The sequence below is a fragment of the Pandoraea cepalis genome (assembly GCF_902459625.1).
Lineage (GTDB): Bacteria > Pseudomonadota > Gammaproteobacteria > Burkholderiales > Burkholderiaceae > Pandoraea > Pandoraea cepalis.
This window is the reverse complement of record NZ_CABPRY010000002.1, coordinates 20114-45075: the sequence shown is the minus strand read 5'-3', so window position 1 is coordinate 45075 and position 24962 is coordinate 20114. Positions and strand designations below refer to the sequence as shown.

Below are 24962 nucleotides of genomic sequence, written 5' to 3'. Positions count from 1 at the left end.
AAGTAGCAGTATCGAAAGCGGGGTGTAGCTTAGCCTGGTAGAGCGCTACGTTCGGGACGTAGAGGCCGGAGGTTCGAATCCTCTCACCCCGACCAGAATGACCTTTGCTCGCGAGCAAAGCAAAAAAGCCGCCGGACGTGTCCGGCGGTTTTTTTATGCCTGTTGCACACGTCATCGACGCATCATCGCGATGCGTCCAGGCATCAAGTGCAGTGCGCGAATCGCTTGGCGTCCAACGCATCAGGCTTGCACAGCGCACCCGGTGCCCGACGCGGCCGACCGCCGCATCCCCTCTGCTATAGTGGCAACTCATTGCCACCCGCCCGTGCCATTTGCGCACCCAAACGCTTGGAAGCCCTGCCCTTGTGGGCGCAGATTTGCGCCGTCGCCCTCCTGATCATCTGTTCGGGATTCTTCTCCATTTCCGAAACGAGCATGATGGCGCTCAACCGCCATCGCCTGAAACACCTCGTCCGGATGAACGCGCACGGTGCCAGGACAACGCAAGGCCTGCTCGCTCGCACCGAAGACCTGCTCTCGACGATTCTCGTCGGCAATAACGTCATCAATACCGTCGTCCCCGTGCTCACCACGTCGATCGCGGTGCGCTACTTTGGCAACGACGCCATCACGCTCTCGGTCGCGACGGCACTCATTGCGCTGCTCATCATCATCTTCGCCGAGATCGGGCCAAAGATTGTCGGTGCGACGTATCCCGAACGCATTGCACTGCCGACGAGCCGATTGCTCAAGCCGATCGTGACGCTGGCCGCGCCGCTCGTGTGGGTGCTCAACGGCTTCGTGCGCGGCATGCTGCGCGTGCTGCGCATCGACACACGTCGCGCAGCCGGCGAAGTTCGTCTCACGACGGAAGAACTGCGCACCATCGTGCTCGAGGCCAGCAACTACATGCCGACCAAGCCGCGCAGTGTGCTGCTCAATCTGCTCGATCTAGAAAACATCGCGGTCGACGACGTGATGGTGCCGCGCGCGCGCATCGAGGCACTCGACATCTCGGCACCGCTCGACACGCTGCTCTCGCAGCTCGCGACCTGCTATCACAACAAGCTGCCGGTCTACGACGGCGACATCGATCGCGTCATCGGCATTCTGCCGGTGCGCCGCACGCTGGCCGCCCTGCAACACCCGGACGATCTCTCGGCCGACACGTTACGCGCGTTGCTCGTCGAGCCGTATTTCATCCCGAGCGACACGCCCGCGTTGCGGCAACTGCAGTATTTCCAGGAGAACCATCGGCGCATCGGGCTGGTCGTCAACGAATACGGCGAAGTCGAAGGACTGCTCACCACCGAGGACATCATCGAGGAACTCATCGGCGAGTTCACGACGAGCACGCCGGGTACGGGCGGGAGCCGGTCAGGCTGGACCTCGGATGACGATTGCCTGGTCAGCGGCGGCGTAGGGCTGCGCGACCTGAATCGCCGGTTGAACCTGCATTTGCCGACCGACGGTCCGAAGACGCTCAATGGACTGATCCTCGAAGTGCTGCGCGAGATCCCCGAGGCCACCGTCAGCCTCGAGATCAGCGGTGTTCGTATGGAAATCGTGCAAATCGACAATCAGGCGATCAAAATGGTGCGCCTGTTCAAGCCGGGCACACGAACGCCGTCGCAGGATTGAGTCGCCCTCGTTCACTGCACGTGACACCCGCCCATTTTTCGGGCAATTCCGATTGAGCCGCTCCAGGGTTTTGACGAGACTGACGTTTCACGCAGCACTCGTCAGACCCTGTCATGTCATTTCATTCTTCTGAAGTCTCCGCCACGGCGACAACCACCGAGCCGCTCGCGTCAACGTCGCGCGCATCGCACGACGCCACCACCCCCTTGCAGTTTCTCGAACAGATGCTGGGCGAGGCGGTTCGGGCTGGCGCGTCCGATGTGCACTTCGAACCGATGGCACAACGCTTTCGCATTCGACTGCGGATCGACGGCCACCTTTACGAGCACTGCGATGTGCCGCTGCCGTGGCGCGACATGCTCGTCTCACGCCTGAAGGTGCTCGCCAATCTGGATATCGCCCAGAAGCGTCTGCCGCAGGACGGGCGCATGGTGTGGCGCGAAGCGGGCGAACCCGTGGAGTGCCGCGTCAGCGCATTGCCCACGCTGCACGGCGAGAAGCTTGTCGTGCGTCTGCTCGATGGCGCGAAGGTTCCGCTCTCGCTGGAAGGACTCGGCTACACGCCAAAGCAGTACCTCGCGCTCACGCGCGCCATTGCTCGGCCACACGGCATGATTCTGCTGACCGGCCCAACCGGCAGCGGCAAGACCGTCTCACTTTACAGTTGCCTCAAGCGGCTCAACGACACCTCGCGCAATATCGTCACCATCGAAGACCCGGTCGAAATCCGCTTGCCGGGGGTCACGCAGGTCAATCTCAACGAGCGCGCCGGGCTCGACTTCGCGACCGCCTTGCGCGCGTTTCTTCGACAGGATCCGGACGTGCTCGTCGTCGGCGAGATTCGCGATACCCAAACCGCCGAGATCGCCGTGCAGGCGGCGCAGACCGGACACCTCGTATTCGCAACCGTCCATGCGAACGACGCGACGAGCACACTCGCCCGACTGTTCGATCTCGGGGTCGCACCGTTCAATCTGTCGTCGACGCTGCTGCTCATCAGCGCACAGCGCTTGCTCAGGCGTCGGTGCCCGGCGGGTTGCGAACCCGGTCGTGCGCCAGAGGACATCGTCCGGGCCGGCCCGCCCTGCATGCGCTGTCACGGCACGGGCTTCGCCGGGCGCATCGGTGCGTTCCAGGTCATGCCGATCAGCGCGGTGCAGGCGACCAACATTGCACAGGCCCGAAGCCCGCACGCACTCGCGGCGCAAGCGCAGCGCGAAGGTGTGATGACCCTGCGCGAAGCCGGTCTCTGGCATTGCGCAACAGGCACCGTAAGCGAGGAGGATGTCGATGCGACCACGCCCGCCTGATGCTCAGCTACCGCGCGCGCGGCATAACGCGTCGATTCCATCGGCACATGCCGCGCGTCACAGTGCGCAGGGGTGAACCATGTCGCGTATAGCGCAGCCCCGCCGCTGGCACTGGCAAGGTCGCGATGCCCAGGGGCAATGCCGGCGCGGCGAGGTGCTCGCCCACGGCGAAGCCGCCGCGCGTTTGCTGCTGCGCGGCCAGCCCGTGACGATCACGCATTTGCGGCCGGGTCGCCGGCATACGCCCTCCAGACGCGTCGGAACCGCCGATGCCACCGATCTGGTTCGGCGCCTCGCCACATTGCTCGGTGCGGGGGTGCCGCTCACGTCAGCCCTCGACGTACTCGCGCGTGGCGCCCATACGCGAGGGCTCAAGCGGCTCGCGTCCGATATTGGACTGGACGTCGGGCGCGGGCATCCGTTGGCGCACGCTATGGCGCAGGCCAGCCGCCGTTTCAGCGGCGTCGACTGTCAATTGATTGCCGCCGCCGAACTGAGCGGTCAGCTCGGCCCAACGCTGGCACGTCTGAGTGCGCATTACGATCACACGCGAACGGTGCGAGAGAAGCTCCAGCGCGCGCTTGCCTACCCGCTGACGGTGCTGGTCGTCGCACTGGCCGTCGTGATGGCGCTGCTGCAGTGGGTGATCCCGGAGTTCGAGCGACTGTTCGCCAGCGCCGCCGGTGGCGGCATGCCCCTGCCGCCGCTCACGCGATGGCTCATCGACCTCTCGCGAGCGTCGCTGACAAACGGCCCGTGGCTGCTGGTCGGCCTGGGCATCGCCGGGCTGGTCGTCGCGGCGGCATTGCGCCGCAGTCCCCGAACGCGGCGTCTCCGGGATCGCCTGCTCTTGCAACTGCCCGGCGCCGGACGCATCCTGTGCATGCTGAGCGCTGCCCGGTGGGCCAGAACCCTTGGCACGTTGCTCGACGCGGGCGTCGCGCTTCCCGACGCGATGGACGCCGCCGCGAGCGCATGCGGCAACCTCGTCATGCAGCGCGCGGCGCACGACGTGCACCGGGAAGTCGCCCGAGGTGCGCGTCTGGCGACCTCGCTCGAGGCCGATGCACACTGGCCCCTGATCATCGCGCAACTGACCGTGATCGGGGAGGAATCGGGTACACTCGGGCGCATGCTCAACCAGGCCGCCGGCCTGCTCGACGAAGACGCTTCGCACGCGCTGGTCAGTGCCTGTGCGGCGCTCGAACCCATCATGATTACGTTTCTTGGCCTGCTGATCGGCGGCATGGTCCTCGCCATGTACCTGCCGATGTTCCAACTCGGATACGGTGTCGCATGAACGGTTACGCAGAGCTGCTACCGGTCGATTGGCTGGCGCAACTGGCACCTCACTGGCGCTTTGTGCTGTTCGCCGCCTTGGGCGTCGTCGCCGGGCTCGGTCTCGATGTCGTCGTGCGGCGCGTGCCCGCGGCGATCGAACGGGCGTGGCTGGAAGAGATGCGGGCGGTCGATGCCACGAACGCATCGGCCCTGCGCGCTCCTTTTCATCAAGCTGCCCCGCCATCCGCCTCGATGGCGCTCAGCGCCCCACTCGCAGCACCTCCCGCCCCGTTGGCGGACGCTGCCGCGCCTCGCCGCTGGCAACTCTCGCTCCTCAGCGGCGCGCTGAGCGTCGCCGTGGCGTGGCGCTTCGGCCCGACCTGGCAGAGCCTCGGCGCACTCGGACTCGTCTGGACACTCGTTGCGCTCGCATACATCGATCACGATACGCAGCTCCTGCCTGACATCCTCACGCTGCCGCTGTTGTGGGCAGGCCTGCTGTGCAACCTCGGGCACTGGTTCGCCGCGCTCCCGGCGGCGGTCGTCGGGGCCGCGACCGGCTACCTGAGCCTGTGGGCGTTGTATTGGGTGTACTGGTGGCTGCGTCGGCGCGAGGGCATGGGCTTCGGCGACTTCAAGCTCTACGCGGCGCTGGGTGCGTGGTTCGGTTGGACCGCCCTGCTACAGATCCTGCTGCTCGCCTGTGTGCTCGCCATCGTGATTGCCGGCACCGCCTGGCTCACCGGACGACTGCGCAGCGATCAAATGTTTCCTTTCGGCGCCTTTCTCGCCGCCGCGGGCATCGCCACGCTGTTTGGCGGCAATGGCCTGTTGATCTGGATTGGAGGAACGCCATGACTTACGCCATCGGCCTGACCGGCGGCATCGGCAGCGGCAAGACGACGGTCGCCAACCTGTTCGCCACGCACGGCATCGCCATCATCGACACCGATGCCATCGCGCACAGCATCACCGCTCCGGGCGGCGCGGCCATGCCCGCGATCCGGCGCGAGTTCGGCGACGCCTTTGTTGCCCCGGACGGAGCGCTCGACCGCGCACGCATGCGCGACGCCGTCTTCACGGACGATGCGGCCAGAGCACGTTTGGAGGCCATTACCCACCCGTTGATTCGCACGGAGTGCGAGCGTGCCGCCAGCGACGCCAAAGGGCCCTATCTGATTTTCGTCGTGCCCCTGCTGGTGGAATCCGGGAAGTGGCGAGAGCGCGTGCAGCGCGTGCTCGTCGTCGATTGCACTGAGCAGACGCAGATCGCGCGCGTCATGTCCCGTAACGGCTTCACGCGCGACCAGGTGCAGGCGATCATGGCGCGTCAGGCAAGTCGGGCGCAGCGGCTCGCCGCCGCCGACGACGTCATCGACAACGATGCCCAGCATGCCCCACTCGCCCCACAGGTCGACCGTTTGCATGCGGCGTATCTGAAGTTTGCGGCGCAGGCCGAAGGGCGTTGATCGACGCCGGCGTTCGCATGAACAGCGCCGCTCGCACGCCCCACCTTCGAATGAGCGCCCATGCGCGTTGCGCCTCGACAGATTCCGGCATTAGAATGTCGCCATTACGCTGAAAAGCGCCAACTTCTGGGCCACCGCGCTTGATCCTGTACGAATATCCGCTCAACGAACGCATTCGCACGCTGCTTCGGCTGGAAGAGCTGTTCGGGCGCTTTGCCTTTTTCGTCGGGCAGGATCAGCCGCTCGATCATCACGCGGCGCTGATCACGATGTTCGAGATTGCCGACATCGCCGGACGCACCGACCTGAAGAACGAACTGGTCAAGGAACTCGACCGGCAACGTCAGACGCTGACCACCTATCGCGGCAATCCCGATATCGCCTCCGACGCGCTCGAACAGTTCATCGGCGAAGTCGAGGTGGCGATCGCGAACCTCAACCAGATTCCCGGCAAGCCCGGCCAGCATCTGAACGACAACGAATGGCTAGCCAGCATTCGCAGCCGCTCGGTGATCCCCGGCGGCACGTGCCGCTTCGACCTTCCGTCGTATTACGCCTGGCGTCACAACGATGCCGAGCAGCGCCGTCAGGACATCGATAAATGGATCGGCCCGCTGTTTCCGATACGCGACGCCCTTGGCATCGTGCTGGGGCTCGCCCGGGAGTCCGGTCACGCCAGCAAGGCGATGGCGCAGCAAGGCAGCTACCAGCAGATGCTGACCGGCCGTGTCTATCAACTGATGCAGGTGAGAGTGGCGCCCGAGTTGCGGGTCATTCCCGAAGCCAGCGCCAACAAGTACATGCTGTGGGTGCGCTTCACCACTCAGGACGGCGATCTCAAACCGCGTCCGGTCGACAGCGACGTGCCGTTCCTGCTCACGCTCTGCAATCTCTAAATCCATGACGACCGTCGTCAACTGCCCGACCTGCGGCAAGAAAGTGGTTTGGGGACCCGAGGCGAAATTCCGCCCGTTCTGCTCGGAGCGTTGCAAGCAGATCGACATCGGCGCTTGGGCGGCAGAGAAGTACACGATCCCCGCCGACTCGCCCGACGATCCCTCGCAAGACGCCCCGCTCGATCCGACGCAGCGCTGATGCGCTGATGCCGCACAGCGCGCACGGACGACCATCATCCCACCCAACGCAAAAGGCACCCTCGCGGGTGCCTTTTGTGCGTCTGGGAGCGCGCTCGGAAGCGCGGCGACCAGTCAATCGGTCAATCGGCAGCGTCGCGATCCGCCGCTACGGCCGCCCTCGACGACTTCGTGGCGAGCTCCTCCGAGAGCCAGCTCAGCGGCGGCAGAGCCGCCGGCAGCAACGGCTCCACGCTCACCGGCGGGCGCTGCCATGCCAGTGCCTGCCCTTCCTTGCCGTGCGGCTCGCCCTGCCATGCGGTGACTTTGCAGAAATGCAGACGCACATAGGCATGGGGGTAATCGTGTTCGAGGACGCGCCACGGCGCGCAACGCTCCACCGTCACCCCCAGTTCCTCGTGCAGTTCACGCGCGAGCGCCGCGGCGACCGACTCGCCCGCCTCCAGCTTGCCCCCCGGAAACTCCCAATAACCCGCGTACGGTTTGCCCGCCGGGCGCTGACCGAGGAGCACCGAGCCATCCGCGCGCACCATCACGCCGACGGCCACTTCCGTGATGGGACGCCCGTCGGGCGCATATCGTTTCGACACTGTCATAATCCTTCGCCATCCTTGCGCCATCTGCGCCATCTGCGCTGCCTGCGAATTTCCCGGTCGAGCGGTGCATGGCTCATGGCCGATGGGCCACGGCGCCCCGCTCACCCGCACATCACGAGGCGTGTGACGCGCTCCGAAGCTTGCCCGCCCAGTCGCGAGCGAACTGGAAAGCCACGCGCCCCGAACGCGAACCGCGCTCGAGCGCCCAGATCAGGGCCTCATGACGCGCCGATTCCGTTTGATCCGCCGGCACGCCAAAATGCTGCAACCAGTGACCGACGATCGTCAGGTAGTCGTCCTGCTTGAACGGGTAGAAGCTCACCCACAGCCCGAATCGCTCGGACAACGAGATCTTCTCTTCGATCACTTCGCCCGGATGAATCTCACCGTCCTCGGTGTGGCGATAGCTTTCGTTGTCCTTCATGTACTCGGGCAACAGATGACGGCGATTCGACGTCGCGTAGATCAGCACATTGTCCGACTGCGCGGCCACCGAGCCGTCGAGCGCGACCTTGAGCGCCTTGTAACCCGACTCACCATCTTCAAACGACAGGTCGTCGCAGAACACGACGAAGCGCTCGGGGCGCTGCGAAATCAAATCGACGATATCGCCCAGATCGACCAGGTCATCTTTGTCGACTTCGATCAGACGCAGGCCTTCCGAGGCGTACTGATTCAGGCAAGCCTTGATCAGTGACGACTTGCCCGTGCCGCGCGCACCGGTGAGCAACACGTTGTTGGCCGGCTCGCCACGCACAAACTGACGCGTATTCTGTTCGATCAGCCCTTTCTGGCGCTCGATATTCTGCAGATCGCCCAGCGTGATCGTCGATACATGCGCCACGGGCTGCAGAAATCCGCGCCCCTGCTTCTTGCGCCAGCGAAAGGCCACCGCGGCGCGCCAGTCGATCTCGGGAGCCGCCGGCGGCAACATGACCTCCAACCGGGCCAGCACGCCTTCGGCGCGCGTGAGGAACTGCTCCAACTTGTCCATGCTTCGAAATCCCCGCGCCGCTCATAGGCGCTTGTGTCGATGCTTCGTCGTGTTGTCGTTTCCTTTCGCTGCCCGCCGCGGTGCTTTTGCCACCTGCCGGCGATGGGCCGATACTGCCGGCCAGTGCCGCTAACGCAGGGCCGACGCCGATCGGGCATCGACACGCGGCGCCCCCGGTGGGAGGCGCGCGGCGCTCGCGTCAGGGCTTAGGAACGGTAATCCGCGTTGATGCTCACGTAGTCGTGCGAGAGGTCGCAAGTCCACAACGTGGCGGCGGCGCCGCCGCGGCCGAGCACCACGCGGACCGTGATTTCGCTTTGCTTCATCACGCGCTGTCCCTCTTCCTCGCGATAGTCGGCATTGCGGCCGCCCGCGCGGGCGACCAGCACGTCGTCGAGATAGAGGTCGACCTTGCTGACGTCGAGGTCGTTCACCCCCGCATAACCGATGGCGGCCAGAATGCGGCCCAGATTCGGATCGGACGCGTAAAACGCCGTCTTCACCAGCGGCGAATGCCCGATGGCATAGGCGATCTGACGGCACTCCGCCACATCACGGCCGCCCTCGACCGTCACGGTGATGAATTTGGTCGCGCCTTCGCCGTCACGCACGATCAATTGCGCCAATTCCTGCGAGATCGACAGCAAGGCGTCGCGGAACGCGGCAAAGGCGGGCGTGTCCGTGCTGGCGATTTCCGGCAGATCGGTCTGGCCCGTGGCCGCGACGATAAACGAATCGTTGGTCGACGTATCGCCGTCGATGGTGATGGCGTTGAACGAACGATCCGCCACGTACTTGACGAGCGCGTCGAGCACCGGCTGCGCCACGCGCGCATTGGTGCCCACGAAGCCGAGCATGGTTGCCATGTTCGGCTTGATCATGCCCGCCCCCTTGCTGATGCCGGTGAGGACGAGGGTCTTGCCTTCGATCACGATCTCACGCGAGGCGGCTTTCGGCAGCGTATCGGTCGTCATGATCGATTGCGCTGCCTCGTACCAGTGTGCGGACGCCAGATTGGCAATGGCTTGCGGCAGACCGGCGACCAGACGGTCAACCGGGAGCGGTTCGAGGATCACGCCGGTCGAGAACGGCAGAATCTGGTTCGGATTGACCGACAGCAGCTTGGCGAGCGCGTCGCACGTTGCCCGCGTGGCGACCATGCCCGGTTCGCCGGTGCCCGCGTTGGCGTTGCCCGTGTTGACGACAAGCGCACGAATGCCCGCCTGCGCGGCCAGATGGGTCTTGCAGACCGTCACCGGCGCCGCGCAGAAGCGGTTTGTCGTGAAAACGCCTGACACCGTGCTACCGGGGGCCAGTCGCATGACCAGCACGTCCTTACGGTTCGGCTTGCGGATATTGGCTTCGGCCCAGCCCAGTTCGACGCCGGGCACGGCGCGCAGTTGGGAGGCTTCGATCGAGGGGAAATTGACGGCCATGTGGGTTCGCCCGCGAGAGATGAGCGTTACAGCTCCCGCCCTGGCGATGTCGGCACGACACTCCGCCGGGGCGGCGGTTGATCGGTGCGGCCGGTCGAAAAACCGGCGCTACAAACGACGCGGCGCCGATCCTGAGTCGGCGCCGCGTCGATCGGTTCACATCTTAAGACAGTTTGCCGTGGCAGTGCTTGAATTTCTTGCCGCTGCCGCACGGGCAGGCATCGTTGCGGCCAACCTTCGGCAACAAGTCGCCGCCGGCCATCGCCGCGCTTGCCGCCTGGGCCAGCGCCGAAACCACCGGACGCCCCGCGTCTTCGTCGATCTCGCCGTCGCCGCCCACCGTCTCGAGTTCGTCGTGCTTGAACTCGACGTTGATCAGACCGCCCGCGCTGTCGTCGAGCGCTTCCGTTGCCTGTTCGAGCTCTTCCTGCGACTGGATACGCACGTTCATGATGACGCGCGTGACTTCGAGCTTGATGGTCTCAAGCAGTTGGGCGAACAATTCGAACGCTTCGCGCTTGTATTCCTGCTTCGGATTCTTCTGCGCGTAACCGCGCAGATGGATGCCTTGACGCAGGTGATCCAACGCGGCCAGATGCTCGCGCCAGTTGGAATCCACGCTCTGAAGCATGACCGAGCGCTCGAACCCCGAGAACGACTCGCGTCCCACCAGTTCGACCTTGGCCTGATATGACGCTTCGGCGGCGTCCATCACTTCCTTGAGGATGTCCTCGTCGTCGATTTCTTCCGAGCCTTCGATACGCGACTGCAGCGGCAAATCGAGCTGCCACTCTTCGCGCAGCACCGTCTCCAGCCCCTTGAGGTCCCACTGTTCTTCGACCGTGCCGGCCGGCACGCAGGTGCGCACCAGATCCTGGAATACGCTCTGACGCATGCCTGCGATGGTGTCCGAGACGTCTTGCGCTTCGAGCAGTTCATTCCGCTGCTGGTAGATCACCTTGCGCTGATCGTTGGACACGTCGTCGTATTCGAGCAGCTGCTTGCGCACGTCGAAGTTGCGTGCTTCGACCTTGCGCTGTGCCGACTCGATCGAACGCGTGACAATGCCCGCCTCGATGGCTTCGCCTTCCGGCATCTTCAGACGATCCATGATCGAACGAACGCGGTCGCCGGCGAAGATGCGCAGCAGCGGATCTTCCAGCGACAGGTAAAAACGCGACGAGCCCGGATCGCCCTGACGGCCCGAACGGCCGCGCAACTGGTTGTCGATACGGCGAGATTCGTGGCGTTCGGTACCAATGATGTGCAAACCGCCTGCCGTCTTCACCTGCTCATGCAGACCCTGCCATTCGTCCTGCAATTGCTGGATGCGGGCTTGCTTGTCCGCGTCGGACAGGCTCGCATCCATTTCGATGAAACCCGATTGCTTCTCGACGTTGCCACCGAGCACGATGTCGGTACCACGACCGGCCATGTTGGTGGCGATGGTGATGACGCCCGGACGCCCCGCCTGCGCGACGATCTCGGCTTCGCGCGCGTGTTGCTTGGCGTTGAGCACCTGGTGCGGCAGCTTCGCGCTCGTGAGCAGTTGCGACAGGTACTCCGACGTCTCGATCGACGTCGTGCCCACCAGCACCGGCTGGCCACGCTCCACGCAATCGCGAATGTCCTTGATGACCGCGTCGTACTTTTCCTTGGCCGTCTTGTAGATCTGATCCTGACGGTCGATCCGCTTGGGCGGGCGGTTGGTCGGGATCACCACCGTCTCGAGACGATAGATCTCGTTGAATTCGAACGCTTCGGTATCCGCCGTCCCGGTCATGCCCGAGAGCTTGGCGTACATGCGGAAGTAGTTCTGGAACGTGATGGAGGCCAGCGTCTGGTTCTCGTGCTGGATCGAGACGCGCTCCTTCGCTTCCACCGCCTGGTGCAGACCTTCGGACCAGCGGCGACCGGCCATCAGACGGCCGGTGAACTCGTCGACGATGACGATCTCGTCGTTCTGCACCACGTAATGCTGGTCCTTGTGGAACAGCGTGTGCGCGCGCAGGGCGGCGTACACATGGTGCATGAGGGTAATGTTCTGCGGCGCATAAAGACTGTCGCCCTCGGCGATCATGCCCCACTCGGCGAGCAGTTGCTCAGCCTTCTCGTGGCCGCGCTCGGTCAGAAAGACCTGACGCGCCTTCTCGTCGAGCGTGTAATCGCCCGGCACTTCGACGCCCGTGCCGTCCGACTTCTCTTCACCGATCTGACGCTCGAGCATCGCCGGCAAGCGATCCATCTTCACATACAGCTCGGTGTGATCTTCGGCCTGGCCGGAGATGATGAGCGGCGTGCGTGCCTCGTCGATCAGGATCGAGTCCACTTCGTCGACAATGGCGTAGTTCAGTGTGCGTTGCACCCGCTGCTCGGTCTCGTAGACCATGTTGTCGCGCAGGTAGTCGAAGCCGAACTCATTGTTCGTGCCGTACGTGATGTCGGCCGCGTACGCTGTCTGCTTCTCGTCATGCGGCATCTGCGACAGGTTGATACCCACCGACAGGCCGAGGAAGTTGTACAGACGTGCCATCCACTCGGCGTCGCGCTGGGCCAGGTAATCGTTGACGGTCACGACGTGCACGCCCTTGCCCGAGAGCGCGTTCAGATAGGCGGGCAATGTCGCGACGAGCGTCTTGCCTTCGCCCGTGCGCATTTCGGCGATCTTGCCGAAGTGCAGCACCATGCCGCCAATGAGCTGAACGTCGAAGTGGCGCATCTTGAGGACGCGCTTGCCGGCTTCGCGGCACACCGCAAAGGCTTCGACCAGCAACGAATCCACGCTCGCCCCCTGGGCGATACGCTGCTTGAATTCCTCGGTCTTGCCGCGCAGTTGCTCATCGCTCAGCTGGGCGATCTGCGGCTCGAGGGCGTTGATCGCCAAGACGGTTTTCTGGTACTGCTTGATAAGCCGCTGGTTACGGCTGCCAAATACTTTTTTAAGAAGACCGGGAATCATCGGATCACTGGTTAGGGCGGCAAATGTCGTTCGCAATCGTGCAGTCGGTCGGCAAACTTTGCAACGCTTCAGGGGTTTTGCCCCACGCGTGCCGAATCGCCCAACGCGCCTGCGCGCTACGGGTCACCGGTGTTTGGCACTCAGGCCTCTCGCCGGTTCGATACCTATACTAAAAAAAGGATTCTAGCATGCTGTCATGGCGCGTCCCGCTGGCCTCGGGCGCGGGCCGTCCGGCGTTTTCGGCGTTCGGACCGAGGCGACGCCCGATGGCGGGGTAAAATACGCGGCAACCTCTGTCTCATCATATGAAACGACCCAAAGCTCCCCGCGTTGCCCGCCCGCTCACCGATCTGCTGTGCGCCTCCGACGGCGCCGGCTCGTTGCTGGCCGCCGCCGAACAACTGGGTCGACTCGAGCGAGACGTGCACGCGTTGTTGCCCGCCGCGCTCAGCGGCAGCGTCCGGCTAGCGCCGCCGCGCGAGGGCGCCCTGGTCTTCCTTGTCGCCAATAATGCACTGGCGGCTCGGCTGCGCCAGCAAACACCGTCGCTGATCGAGGGTCTGGCGACGCGCGGTTGGCTGATTCGCACGATCCGGATTCGCGTGAGCATCACGGCGCCCGAACCCCAGAAGCCGCCCAAGGAGGCCCGCCTGTCCCGGCAGGGCCTCGTCAGCCTGCGCGATCTGCGCGACGCGCTGGAGCCATCCCCGCTTCGCGATGCCCTGGCTCGCCTGGTGGCCCGCCATTCCTACGGCGGTCCGCGCAAGCCTTGAATCCGTCGGTCGCCATGGCGCGACGCATTCAAGCGCAACGCCGATTTGGCGCGCGCGTCAAATAAAAAAGCGCCGCAGAGTCGGCGCTTTCGTTTTGTTACATCCGCGCCCCACCCGCTGGCGCTTCCTATGGCCTGCGTGATTTACGCGAACTGCGTCTGCGGCTCGAACTGGAAGCCGCGCGGTGCGTCTTCGGCGTGCTCGAACGTGACAATCTCGTAGGCCTCTTGTGCGAGAAGCTCGCGCAAGAGCTGGTTGTTCAGTCCGTGCCCCGACTTGTACGCTGTGTAAGACGCCAGCAGCGGATGGCCAATCACGTACAGGTCGCCGATGGCGTCGAGCATCTTGTGCTTCACGAACTCGTCGTCGTAACGCAGGCCATCGTTGTTCAGGATGCGGTACTCGTCGAGCACGATGGCGTTGTCCATGCTGCCGCCGCGCGCCAGGCCCAGTTCGCGCAGCATCTCGACCTCATGCGCAAAGCCGAACGTACGGGCGCGCGCAATCTCCTTCGCGTAGGACGTATCGGCAAAGTCGATCTCCAGCGCCTGACCGGTGCGATCGACCGCCGGGTGACGAAAATCGATGGTGAACTTGAGCTTGAAGCCTTCGTAAGGCTCGAGACGGGCGAACTTGTCGCCTTCGCGAATCTCGACCGGCTTCGTCACACGAATGAATTTCTTGGCGGCCGCCTGCTCTTCGATGCCCGCCGATTGAATCAGGAAGACGAACGTTGCTGCGCTGCCGTCCATGATTGGAATTTCTTCGGCCGTCACATCGACATACAGATTGTCGATGCCCAGCCCCGCGCATGCCGACATCAGGTGCTCCACGGTGGAGACCCGCGCGCCCTCTTTCTGCAGCACCGACGCAAGACGCGTGTCGCCAATCGCCATCGCCGACGCCGGAATCTCGACAGGAGGATTCAGATCGGTACGGCAGAAGACGATGCCCGTGTTGGGCGGCGCCGGACGCAGCGACAACTCGACCTTGCGACCGGAGTGCAAGCCGATGCCGACTGTCTTGGCGATGGATTTGAGAGTGCGCTGCTTGAGCATGCTATTTATTTAAACTATCGAACGCTAGTGACCATAGATGCAATTATACCAGATGGAAGCCTTCATCGCTGTGCCACAAACGCAACGCTTCGTTACTAAACATTCCGAATTCTGCCGCATCGATTCGTCCACACTCCTATCGCGAAACGCAATAGGCCGTTTCAGAAATCGACATCAGGCCGAAGCCCGGGCATCGCCCATCGTCGGGGCACCCCGGCCGCCGCGACGGAGGCATGCCGCAGCGGTCGGGGGACAGATCCGCGAGACCGGGTCAGGGATCCGAACGCTTACCCGTAACGTTCGTGACCTGTGAAGCGTAGACACCGCTTGCGACGCTGGTTGTCGCAGCGATACGGCATCTCGCGTCTTCACAACCTCGCCGTATCGTCATGCGGACTCGTACTGCGGCGCGCCATCCCCACGCCACACGGCATGGTCGTTGGAGCGACGACGAATCCTCACGACGACCTGCATAGGTCTCGCGATTCCCAAGGTGCGGCGGCACCAGGCACTGGCACCTGGTCCGCGCGCGACCCTGTCAGTCGGCTTGCTTGCGCAGGAAGGCCGGAATGTCGTACGTGTCGACACCCTTTTCCTGCAATGCCGCAACGTGCGACGCCGCGGTCTCGCGCGTGCTGCGCCACACGGCCGGCGTATCGAGCGCGCCGTAGTCCGTACCGCCCGCCTGACCGACATTCGGCACGTGGCCGGTGGCGATCGGCATATTGTCGGTACCGGTCTTGAGCAACGTCATCGGTGCGGCAGCCTTCTTCGCGACTGCGCGGCCCAGGCCGGTTGCCACAACAGTCACGCGCAGCGCATCGCCCATCTTGTCGTCGTAGACGGTACCGAAAATCACGGTCGCGTCTTCGGCGGCGTAGCTCTTGATGGTGTTCATCACTTCACGCGTTTCCGACAGACGCAGCGAACGCGATGCCGTGATGTTGACCAGCACGCCGCGCGCACCCGACAAGTCCACACCCTCGAGCAGCGGGCTCGCCACGGCTTGCTCGGCCGCCAGACGCGCACGATCGACACCTGCCACCGTCGCCGTCCCCATCATGGCCTTGCCTTGTTCGCCCATCACCGTCTTCACGTCTTCAAAGTCGACGTTCACCAGACCGTCGACGTTGATGATTTCGGCGATGCCGGCCACGGCGTTATGCAGCACGTCGTCGGCGCACTGGAAGCACTTGTCCATCTCGGCGTCGTCGCCCATGACTTCGAACAGCTTGTCGTTGAGCACGACGATCAGCGAATCGACGTTGTCTTCCAGCTCCTGCGCCCCCGTCTCCGCCACGCGCATGCGCTTGCCGCCTTCGAACTCGAACGGCTTCGACACCACGCCGACGGTCAGAATGCCCATTTCCTTGGCAATCTGCGCCACCACCGGTGCCGCGCCCGTGCCCGTGCCGCCGCCCATACCGGCGGTGATGAACACCATGTGCGCCCCACGCAGGGCGTCGGCCACGCGCTCACGGGCTTCCTCAGCCGCCGCACGTCCCATCTCCGGCTTGGCGCCTGCGCCCAGACCGGTCTTGCCGAGCTGGATGCTCACGCTGGCCTGCGAGCGGCCGAGTGCCTGAGCGTCAGTGTTCATGGCGATGAAGTCCACGCCCTGCACACCCCGGTTGATCATGTGCTGGACGGCATTGCCGCCAGCGCCACCAACACCCACCACCTTGATGATGGTGCCGTTGGTTTCCGTTTCCAACATTTCAAAGTTCATAGCGCCTCCAGTGATATAAAAGCAGATCCGGTATTGCGGGTCACGGTCAGCTCGGGTAAGCCAAGCGTGTTTTCAACACCGAATCCACACCCCTCAAAAAACACCATTAAAAATTGCTGAAGAACCAGTCGCGCATGCGCGACCAGACCTGATTCGCCTGCCCCGACTGCACCGCGACCTTGCGCCCGCGCATGCGTTGGGAACGTCCTTCGAGCAGCAGCCCCATCGCGGTCGCGTAGCGCGGGCTGCGCACCACGTCGGCCAGGCCGCCCGCATACTCCGGCACGCCAATGCGCACCGGCTTGAGGAAGATGTCCTCGCCCAGCTCGACCATGCCCGGCATCATCGCCGCGCCGCCGGTGAGCACGATGCCCGAGGACAGCAGTTCTTCGTACCCCGACTCGCGCACCACCTGCTGCACCAGCGAGAACAGTTCTTCGACGCGCGGCTCGATCACCGCCGCCAGCGCCTGACGCGAGAGCGTGCGCGGACCGCGTTCGCCCAGCCCCGGCACTTCAATCATTTCGTCCGGATCGGCCAGCGACTGCTTGGCGATGCCGTGCTGAATCTTGATGTCTTCCGCATCCGGCGTCGGCGTGCGCACCGCCATCGCGATGTCGCTCGTGATCTGATCGCCCGCGATCGGAATCACGGCCGTGTGCCGAATCGCGCCTTCGCTGAAGATCGCGATATCGGTCGTGCCGCCGCCGATGTCGATCAGCACCACGCCCAGTTCCTTCTCGTCTTCCGTGAGCACCGAAATGCTCGACGCGAGCGGTTGCAGAATCAGGTCGTTCACTTCGAGGCCGCACCGGCGCACGCACTTCACAATGTTCTGCGCCGCCGAGACGGCGCCGGTCACGATGTGCACCTTCACTTCAAGGCGGATGCCGCTCATGCCGATCGGCTCGCGCACGTCTTCCTGACCGTCGATGATGAATTCCTGCGTGAGGATATGCAGCACCTGTTGGTCAGTCGGGATGTTGATCGCCTTGGCCGTCTCGATGACGCGCGCCACGTCGGCCTGCGTCACCTCCTTGTCCTTGATCGCCACCATGCCGCTCGAATTGAAGCTGCGAATGTGACTACCGGCAATGCCCGTGAACACGTTGGTGATCTTGCAGTCGGCCATCAGCTCGGCTTCTTCGAGTGCACGCTGAATGGACTGCACCGTGGCCTCAATGTTCACCACGACACCTTTTTTCAGCCCGCGCGATTCGCTCTGGCCGAGGCCAATCACTTCATAGCGGCCTTCAGGGCGCAGTTCGGCCACCACCGCCACGACTTTCGACGTGCCGATATCGAGGGCGACCAACAGATCCTTGTAATCTTTGCTCATAGCGTGTGTAAGTCCTGAAGTCTCACTGGCTTCGCTTCTGCCGCGCGGCAGGTTGCGCAACTGCCGGCTTTTGCGAATCCCGCTTTTGCACCGGTGCCGTGGCAAGCTTCTTGGCCTGTTCTTCGCTCAAGAAACGCATGCCCGCGGCACGCACGGCAAAACCGTTCGGGTAACGCAGATCGGCGTACTCGATCTGATTTCCCCAGCGCGCCGCTACCTGCGGATACGCTTGTACGAAACGCCTGCTGCGTGTGGCGAGGGACTCGGCGGTACGCTCTCGTCCCAGCGCCAGTTGCACTCCCCCGGAGAGCCGTACGCTCCATGCGTAACGATTCGACAGCGTGACCGCTTCGGGTTTCAATTTCAGCGGCGCGAACCACCTCACGAAGTCGTAGTACCGCGCCGTCACATCCTTTTCGCTGCCCGGCGGGCCGGCGAACTCGGGCAGCTTGCCGTCGTCCTCGGCTTCGGCCAGATTCGCCGCGAACAGCTCGCCGTCCACACTCACCAGACGGCCGTCGTTCCACGTGGCCAGCGGCTTGTATTCCTCGATCGTGACCGAGAGCTGGTTCGGCCACACACGTCGCACGCTTGCATGGCGCACCCACGGCACGGCCTCGAACGCCGCTCGCGTGGCGTCCAGATCGATCGTGAAAAAATTGCCCTTCAGGCGCGAGACGGCATTCGCGCGCAAGGTCGGACCGTTGATGTGAGACACGTCCCCATCGATCTGCACCGCCGTCAGCGTGAAGATCGGCCGCTGAATCAGCCAATGGCCGCCCGCAGCGAGCGCCGCCAGCACGACGAGTGCGACGAGCGCACTCGCGATGGCGTTGAGCAGGCGTACGTTTTGCCACATGGCGATTTGCTTTCCGTATCGGGGCGTTCTTCAACGCGTTCAAGGTTTTACTCGGGTTTCCACTGCGCGTTCGGATGCAGATCGAGCGTCGCGGTGGCCAGGATTTCGACAACCAGGTCTTCGTACGACAGCCCCGCCGCTCGTGCCGACATCGGCACCAGCGAATGGCCTGTCATGCCCGGCGAGGTATTGATCTCCAGCAGGAACGGCTTGTTGTCACGCTTGCGCAGCATCACGTCGGCGCGCGCCCAACCGCGACAGCCCAGCACGAGATAGGCGCGCAGCACCAGGCGCTGCACCTCCTCCTGCAACGACACCGATAGCGGCGGCGGGCATTCGTAGCGCGTGTCGTCCTTGAAATACTTGTTCTGGTAGTCGTAGTTCGCGTCTGGCGCCACAATGCGGATCACCGGCAGCGCACGCGCGGCCGCCGCGCCCTTCGTGCCCACGCCAAGCACCGGCACGGTCAGTTCGTCGCCATCGATGAACTCTTCGGCGAGGACGTCCGGATCCAGGGCGACGGCCTTCTCGAAGGCCGCCTTCAGTTGCGACGCCTCGGTGACCTTTGTCAGGCCAATCGTCGAGCCTTCACGCGACGGCTTGACGATAAGCGGCAGGCCGAGATCGCGGGCCACGGCATCGAAGTCGCTGTCGGCGCTCAGCATCGCGAAGCGCGGCGTCGGCAACCCTTCGTTGATCCACACGCGTTTGGTCATCTCCTTGTCCATCGCCAGCGCGGAGGCCAACACGCCGCTGCCGGTGTACGGAACCCCCAGATGCTCGAGCACGCCTTGCAGCGTGCCGTCTTCGCCATAGCGGCCATGCAGCGCGATGAACACCCGGTCGAACTTCTGCGCGGCGAGCGCCGCGAGGTCGTGCATGCCGGTATCGAACGCATGCGCATTCACCCCGCGCGAGCGCAGGGCTTCGAGCACGCCATTGCCCGAAATCAGCGAGATCTGACGCTCGGCCGAGCGCCCGCCCATCAGGACGCCCACCTTGCCGAAACGTTTCGGATCGAAAGCACTCACTTCAAACTCCTTGCTGAACTTGCAACTTGCCGGGCACCGCGCCGATGGAGCCGGCACCCATGGTGATAACGACGTCGCCCGCACGGGCGACTTGCAGAACGGCGTCGGGCAATTGCGCAACGTCTTCCACGAAAACCGGCTCTACCTTGCCCGCCACGCGCAGGGCACGCGACAGTGCGCGACCGTCGGCCGCCACGATGGGCGCCTCACCGGCCGAATAAACTTCGCCGAGTACCACGGCGTCAGCGTCGGACAGCACCTTCACGAAGTCTTCGAAGCAATCGCGCGTACGCGTGTATCGATGGGGCTGGAAGGCCAGCACGATGCGACGTCCCGGGAACGCGCCGCGGGCGGCCGCGAGCGTTGCCGCCATCTCGACCGGGTGATGTCCGTAGTCGTCGATCAACGTGAACGTGCCGCCGCCGCTCGACTTCGGCAGCGCGATGTCGCCGTAGCGCTGGAAGCGCCGGCCCACGCCGTTGAATTCGGCCAGCGCTTGCTGGATTGCAGCGTCCGGCACTTCAAGTTCGGTCGCGATCGCAATCGCCGCCAGCGCGTTGCGCACGTTGTGCTCGCCCGGCAGGTTCAGTGTGATGTCGAGTGGTGCGGCACCGGCACCGAACCGGCGCAGCACGGTGAAGCGCATCTGGCCGGCGTCCGCACGCACATCGATGGCGCGCACCTGTGCGTCTTCCGACAGGCCGTAACGCACGATCGGCTTGGAGACGAACGGCAGGATCTCGCGCACGTTCGAATCGTCCACGCACAGCACGGCGATGCCATAGAACGGCAGGCGCTGCGTGAACGCCACGAACGACTGCTTCAGACGGGCGAAGTCGTGTCCGTAGGTGTCCATGTGATCGGCATCGATGTTCGTGATGACCTCGATGACCGGATTCAGGTTCAGGAACGAGGCGTCCGATTCGTCGGCCTCGACCACGATGAAGTCGCCCGTGCCGAGCTTGGCGTTCGCGCCGGCGCTGTTCAGTCGGCCGCCAATCACGAACGTCGGATCGAGCCCGCCCTGCGCAAGCACGCTCGCCACGAGACTCGTCGTGGTTGTCTTGCCGTGCGTGCCGGCGATGGCGATGCCCTGCTTCAGGCGCATGAGTTCGGCGAGCATCAGCGCGCGCGGCACGATGGGGATCTGGCGGGCACGCCCGGCGAGCACCTCCGGATTGTCCGCCGTGATGGCGGTGGACACGACGATGGCGTCCGCCCCTTCGATGTGCTCGGCCGCGTGGCCGCGGGCGACGCGCGCGCCAAGACTGACGAGGCGCTGCGTCACCGCGTTGTCGCCGAGATCGGAGCCGCTCACCTGATACCCCAGGTTGAGCAACACCTCGGCAATGCCGCTCATGCCCGAGCCGCCAATGCCGACGAAGTGAATGTGTTTGACGATGTGTTTCATTTCAATCCTTGGCCAGAGCCGCGCACACGCGCGCCACTTGTTCGGTGGCGTCCGGCTTGGCGAGCGCCCTGGCTTTCTCTCCCATCGCGAGCAGCGATTCGCGCGTCTGACGGCGCAGCCACTCGGCCAGGGTCTCGACCGACAGCTCGCGCTGGTCGATCAGCGTCGCCGCGCCCTTGTCGGCGAGGAAACGCGCATTGGTTGTCTGATGGTCGTCGACCGCATGGGGGAACGGCACGAACAACGCCGCCACGCCCGCTGCCGCGACTTCGGCCACCGTCATCGCCCCTGCCCGACAGATCACCAGATCCGCCGCCGCATAGGCCGCGACCATGTCATCGATGAACGGCACCGCATCGACCGTTACGCCCGCTGCCGCGTAATTGGCCTGCAGCGTCTGAATATGTTTAACGCCCGCCTGGTGCGTGACTTGCGGACGCGCGTCGCGCGCCAGCTTCGCCAGCGCCTTGGGCACGATTTCGTTGAGCACCGTCGCGCCGAGACTGCCGCCCACCACCAGAATACGCAGCGGCCCGGTGCGCGCGCGGTAGCGCTCGGCCGGCGGCACCATCTCGTCGAAGTCGGCACGGATCGGATTGCCGACCCATTCGCCCCCGGCGATGGTGTCGGGGAACGCGAGCAGCACCTTGTCGGCCACGCGCGCAAGGACCTTGTTCGCCATGCCGGCCACCGAATTCTGCTCGTGCAGCACGAGCGGACGCCCCAGCAGCGACGCCATCATGCCCGCCGGGAACGTGATGTAGCCGCCCATCCCGAGCACCACGTTCGGCTTGACGCGGCGGATCGCGCGCAGGCTCTGCCAGAACGCGCGCAGCAGATTGAGCGGAAGCAGCAGCTTGGTCATCGGGCCCTTACCGCGCAAGCCGCCGAACTTCACGAACGCCATCGGAATGTCGTACTTCGGCACGAGCGTCGCTTCCATGCCTGCCGCATTCCCAAGCCACACCACGCGCCACCCCTGCACACGCAGGAAATTGGCGACCGCGAGCCCCGGGAAGACGTGACCGCCCGTGCCGCCGGCCATCACCAGCAGCGTGCGCGTCTTCGTTTCCGGTGCCGGCATCGCGGTGGCGCGCTCGGTCATACTTTCCCTCCCCGCATCAGCACGCGGTTCTCGTAATCGACCCGCAGCAGAATCGCCACGGCCACACAGTTGAGCAAGATGCCCGAGCCGCCGTAGCTGACCAGCGGCAGCGTGAGGCCCTTGGTCGGCAGCAAGCCCAGATTCACGCCCATGTTGATGAAGGTCTGCGAAGCGAGCCACACGCCCACGCCCTTCGCGAGCAAGCCGGCGAACGTGCGTTCGAGCGCCAGTGCCTGACGCCCGATCTCGAACGCGCGGCGCACCATCCAGTAAAAGAGCAGGATGACGACCAGCACGCCCACGAAGCCGAACTCTTCGCCGATCACCGCGAGGATGAAGTCGGTGTGCGCTTCGGGCAGGTAGTGCAGTTTCTCGATGCTCCCGCCCAGCCCCACGCCCGTCCATTCACCGCGTCCGAACGCGATGAGCGAGTGTGTAAGCTGATACGCCTTGCCGAGCGCGTAGTCCTCGCGCCACGGATCGAGATACGCGAAAATCCGCTCGCGACGCCACGGCGACAACCAGATCAGCATGGCGAACGTGCCCACGGCCGTGAGCGCCAGCCCGCCGAACAGGCGACCGTTCACGCCGCCGAGGAACAGCACCCCCATCGCGATGGCCGCGACCACCATGAAGGCGCCCATGTCCGGCTCGAGCAGCAGCAACATACCGACGAACACAACGGCGATGCCCATCGGCAAGAAGCCCTTGCGGAAGCTCTGCATGAATTCCTGCTTGCGAACGGTGTAGTTCGCGGCGTACAGCGTGACCGCGAGCTTCATGATTTCCGACGGCTGCAGATTGAGCACCCCGAATGGAATCCAGCGCTTCGAGCCGTTCACGCCCTTGCCCAGGTGCGGGATCAGCACGATCACGAGCAACATCAGCGCCAGCAGAAAGACTTTGGGCGCGAGCTTGTCGAGTGTCTTGACCGGAATGCGCAGCGTAATGAGGGCCGCGACCAGTCCGATCGTCAGCGAGACGATGTGACGCACGAGAAAGTGGTACGTCGTGTATCCGCTGTACTTCGGCGAGTCCGGCAGCGCGACCGATGCCGAATACACCATCACCAGCCCCAGCGACAGCAGCGAAATCACCACCCAGACGAGCGCGTGATCGTATTCGAGCATGCGCGAGCGGGTCGGCTTGATGCTGCCGAGCGTACGGCTCGCGGCATGGGTCGCGGCGCCCGGAGCGGCGGCCGCCGTACCTGCCCCGGCAAAGCCGGCCTGACGCTTCTTGCTGAAGAACGACTTGATACGGTTCATAGCATCACCCCCGCGTCGGCGGCCAGATCAACCACGGTGTCGCGAAACACTTGCGCGCGATGCTCGTAGTTGCGGAACATGTCGAAGCTCGCGCAGGCCGGCGAGAGCAGCACCGCGTCGCCCGGCTGGGCCAGCTTCGCAGCGTCTCGCGTGGCGGCTTCGAGCGTCGGGGCATCGATCAGATCGACACCCGTGTCGGCCAGCGCTTCGCGCAGCCGCGGCGCGTCGCGGCCGATCAGCAACACGGCGCGCGCGTGATGCGCCACAGGGTTGGCCAGCGGCGAGAAGTCCTGCCCCTTGCCGTCGCCGCCGACGATCAGGAGCAACGTCTTCTGCAGGCCGTTGATGGCCGCGACCGTCGCGCCCACGTTGGTGCCCTTGCTGTCGTCGTAATACTCGACTTCGTTGATCGCGCCGACGAGCTGCACACGATGCGGCTCGCCCGGGTATTCGCGCAAGCCGTGCAAGAGCTTGGCCATCGGCAGGTCGATGGCGCGCGTGAGCGCGAGCGCCGCCAGCGCGTTGGCGGCATTGTGCTGACCGCGGATGCGCAGCGCGTCGGCGGGCATGAGGCGTTTGCCGATCACCTCGAGCGTCGCCTCCACGGCGCCGGCCTTGCGGCGCTTCGGCGCCGGCGGGGCGTCGTCGCGCGAGAAGCCCTCGACCAGCCACGACATCCCGCCCTCCATCTCCAGGCCGAAGTCGCCGACAGCCTCGGGCTTGCCGGTGCCGAAGGTCACGACATTGGCCTCGGGCGTGGCGAAACTCATCACGCGCGCATCGTCGCGGTTGAGCACGCGAACGGTCTGCGGGCCGAAAATGCGCGCCTTGGCCTTGGCATAGGCGTCCATATCGCCATGCCAGTCCAGATGGTCCTGCGTGATATTGAGAATCGCGGCCGCATCGGGCGCGAGGGAATGCGTGGCCTCGAGCTGAAAGCTGGAAAGTTCAAGCACCCAGACATCGGGCAACGTGGCGTCGGCGATACATTCGCTCAGACGGTCGAGCGCGGTCGGACTGATATTGCCCGCGACCGCCGTGCGCTTGCCGGCGCGACGGCACAGCAACCCCGTCAGACTCGTGGTCGTCGTCTTGCCGTTCGTGCCGGTAATGGCCAGCACCTTGGGCGCGTAGCCGCTCGTCGCGTGCATGTGGCGCAGCGCCTGCGCGAAGAATTCGATCTCGCCCCACACGGGAATGCCCCGCTCGGCCGCCACCGTCAGCAGCGCCGCCACATCGGCGGCGAGCGGCGACAGGCCTGGGCTGATACCGATCAGTTCGATGTCGGCGAGCAACGTGTCGACCTGGGCCCCGAATGCACCGCCGACGAATTCGGCCTGCGCGGCGTCGGCACGCAAGGCGAGAACATTCGGCGGTGTCTCCGACGACGCAAAGCGCGTGTCGGCCGCCCGCACACGGCAGCCGTAACGCGCGCACCAACGTGCCATCGCCAGGCCGGACTCTCCCAGACCCAGGATCAGGACACGCGGTTGCCAGGATTCACCAAACTTCTCGCCGAACACGTCGCTCTTTCCCTTTTATCGATTCAAACCACCGACGAATGCGTCACCTCAACGTCGCCGATATTCCGCTATCGGCGCGAGCGGCC

The 24962-nt window shown here is 64.5% G+C and carries 21 protein-coding genes and 1 tRNA gene; 9 read left to right on the top strand and 13 right to left on the bottom strand.

What is annotated here, in order from left to right; all coding sequences use genetic code 11:
- Positions 1 to 18: 18 nt before the first annotated feature.
- From PCE31107_RS05075 to yacG, 8 genes are all read left to right on the top strand, one after another.
- Positions 19 to 95: transfer RNA gene (locus PCE31107_RS05075), tRNA-Pro, on the top strand.
- 253 nt (positions 96 to 348) lie between these two features.
- Positions 349 to 1641 (top strand): HlyC/CorC family transporter, encoded by a 1293-nt coding sequence (locus PCE31107_RS05070; RefSeq protein WP_165385377.1) that lies wholly within the window; start codon positions 349 to 351, stop codon positions 1639 to 1641.
- Between the two features lie 113 nt (positions 1642 to 1754).
- Positions 1755 to 2951 carry a GspE/PulE family protein gene (locus PCE31107_RS05065; protein ID WP_150606971.1) on the top strand — a complete coding sequence of 399 codons (1197 nt, stop codon included), beginning with the start codon at positions 1755 to 1757 and terminating at the stop codon, positions 2949 to 2951.
- Positions 2952 to 3030: 79 nt separating this feature from the next.
- On the top strand, positions 3031 to 4251 hold the full coding sequence (locus PCE31107_RS05060; protein ID WP_150606969.1) for a type II secretion system F family protein: 1221 nt from the start codon (positions 3031 to 3033) through the stop codon (positions 4249 to 4251).
- Positions 4248 to 5090, top strand: coding sequence for a prepilin peptidase (locus PCE31107_RS05055; RefSeq protein ID WP_150606967.1), 843 nt, complete (start codon positions 4248 to 4250; stop codon positions 5088 to 5090). The genes PCE31107_RS05060 and PCE31107_RS05055 overlap by 4 nt, the downstream gene beginning before the upstream one ends.
- Complete coding sequence (coaE, locus tag PCE31107_RS05050) at positions 5087 to 5701, top strand: dephospho-CoA kinase (protein ID WP_150606965.1); 615 nt, start codon at positions 5087 to 5089, stop codon at positions 5699 to 5701. Before PCE31107_RS05055 ends, coaE begins: the two co-directional genes overlap by 4 nt.
- Before the next feature lie 140 nt (positions 5702 to 5841).
- The gene (gene zapD / locus PCE31107_RS05045; protein ID WP_130027177.1) at positions 5842 to 6597 is read left to right on the top strand and encodes a cell division protein ZapD; all 756 of its coding nucleotides are present in this window, start codon (positions 5842 to 5844) and stop codon (positions 6595 to 6597) included.
- A gap of 4 nt (positions 6598 to 6601) precedes the next feature.
- Entirely contained in the window at positions 6602 to 6796 is a 195-nt protein-coding gene (yacG, locus tag PCE31107_RS05040) for a DNA gyrase inhibitor YacG (RefSeq protein ID WP_017234743.1), read from the top strand.
- A gap of 121 nt (positions 6797 to 6917) precedes the next feature.
- Here the strand turns inward: yacG and PCE31107_RS05035 are convergent, their stop codons facing one another.
- The 4 genes from PCE31107_RS05035 to secA form a co-directional block, all read right to left on the bottom strand.
- The gene (locus tag PCE31107_RS05035; RefSeq protein ID WP_150606963.1) at positions 6918 to 7391 is read right to left on the bottom strand and encodes an NUDIX domain-containing protein; all 474 of its coding nucleotides are present in this window, start codon (positions 7389 to 7391) and stop codon (positions 6918 to 6920) included.
- A gap of 112 nt (positions 7392 to 7503) precedes the next feature.
- Positions 7504 to 8385, bottom strand: coding sequence for an ATP-binding protein (locus tag PCE31107_RS05030; RefSeq protein WP_150606961.1), 882 nt, complete (start codon positions 8383 to 8385; stop codon positions 7504 to 7506).
- Between the two features lie 206 nt (positions 8386 to 8591).
- Positions 8592 to 9821, bottom strand: a complete 1230-nt coding sequence (gene argJ, locus PCE31107_RS05025) for a bifunctional glutamate N-acetyltransferase/amino-acid acetyltransferase ArgJ (protein WP_150606959.1) — start codon at positions 9819 to 9821, stop codon at positions 8592 to 8594.
- A 163-nt stretch (positions 9822 to 9984) separates the two neighbouring features.
- A complete protein-coding gene (secA, locus tag PCE31107_RS05020; RefSeq protein WP_150606957.1) occupies positions 9985 to 12780 on the bottom strand; it encodes a preprotein translocase subunit SecA in 2796 nt (931 codons plus the stop codon).
- 305 nt (positions 12781 to 13085) lie between these two features.
- Here secA and PCE31107_RS05015 point away from each other — a divergent pair, with 305 nt between their 5' ends.
- Positions 13086 to 13553 carry a DciA family protein gene (locus PCE31107_RS05015; RefSeq protein ID WP_017234748.1) on the top strand — a complete coding sequence of 156 codons (468 nt, stop codon included), beginning with the start codon at positions 13086 to 13088 and terminating at the stop codon, positions 13551 to 13553.
- A 143-nt stretch (positions 13554 to 13696) separates the two neighbouring features.
- On the opposite strand, the gene lpxC is transcribed toward PCE31107_RS05015, so the two are convergent.
- The 9 genes from lpxC to murD form a co-directional block, all read right to left on the bottom strand.
- Positions 13697 to 14611 carry a UDP-3-O-acyl-N-acetylglucosamine deacetylase gene (gene lpxC / locus PCE31107_RS05010; RefSeq protein WP_130027179.1) on the bottom strand — a complete coding sequence of 305 codons (915 nt, stop codon included), beginning with the start codon at positions 14609 to 14611 and terminating at the stop codon, positions 13697 to 13699.
- Between the two features lie 538 nt (positions 14612 to 15149).
- Entirely contained in the window at positions 15150 to 16340 is a 1191-nt protein-coding gene (gene ftsZ, locus PCE31107_RS05005) for a cell division protein FtsZ (protein WP_017234750.1), read from the bottom strand.
- A gap of 106 nt (positions 16341 to 16446) precedes the next feature.
- Positions 16447 to 17679 carry a cell division protein FtsA gene (gene ftsA / locus PCE31107_RS05000; RefSeq protein WP_017234751.1) on the bottom strand — a complete coding sequence of 411 codons (1233 nt, stop codon included), beginning with the start codon at positions 17677 to 17679 and terminating at the stop codon, positions 16447 to 16449.
- Between the two features lie 22 nt (positions 17680 to 17701).
- Positions 17702 to 18538: a cell division protein FtsQ/DivIB gene (locus PCE31107_RS04995; protein ID WP_150606955.1), complete on the bottom strand. Its 837-nt coding sequence runs from the start codon at positions 18536 to 18538 to the stop codon at positions 17702 to 17704.
- 47 nt (positions 18539 to 18585) lie between these two features.
- Positions 18586 to 19569, bottom strand: a complete 984-nt coding sequence (locus PCE31107_RS04990) for a D-alanine--D-alanine ligase (protein ID WP_150606953.1) — start codon at positions 19567 to 19569, stop codon at positions 18586 to 18588.
- A 1-nt stretch (position 19570) separates the two neighbouring features.
- A complete protein-coding gene (gene murC, locus PCE31107_RS04985; protein WP_130027184.1) occupies positions 19571 to 20980 on the bottom strand; it encodes a UDP-N-acetylmuramate--L-alanine ligase in 1410 nt (469 codons plus the stop codon).
- Position 20981: 1 nt separating this feature from the next.
- The gene (murG, locus tag PCE31107_RS04980; protein ID WP_150606951.1) at positions 20982 to 22085 is read right to left on the bottom strand and encodes an undecaprenyldiphospho-muramoylpentapeptide beta-N-acetylglucosaminyltransferase; all 1104 of its coding nucleotides are present in this window, start codon (positions 22083 to 22085) and stop codon (positions 20982 to 20984) included.
- Positions 22082 to 23353 carry a putative lipid II flippase FtsW gene (ftsW, locus tag PCE31107_RS04975; RefSeq protein WP_130027186.1) on the bottom strand — a complete coding sequence of 424 codons (1272 nt, stop codon included), beginning with the start codon at positions 23351 to 23353 and terminating at the stop codon, positions 22082 to 22084. Before ftsW ends, murG begins: the two co-directional genes overlap by 4 nt.
- Entirely contained in the window at positions 23350 to 24876 is a 1527-nt protein-coding gene (murD, locus tag PCE31107_RS04970; protein WP_130027188.1) for a UDP-N-acetylmuramoyl-L-alanine--D-glutamate ligase, read from the bottom strand. Before murD ends, ftsW begins: the two co-directional genes overlap by 4 nt.
- Between the last annotated feature and the right edge of the window lie 86 nt (positions 24877 to 24962).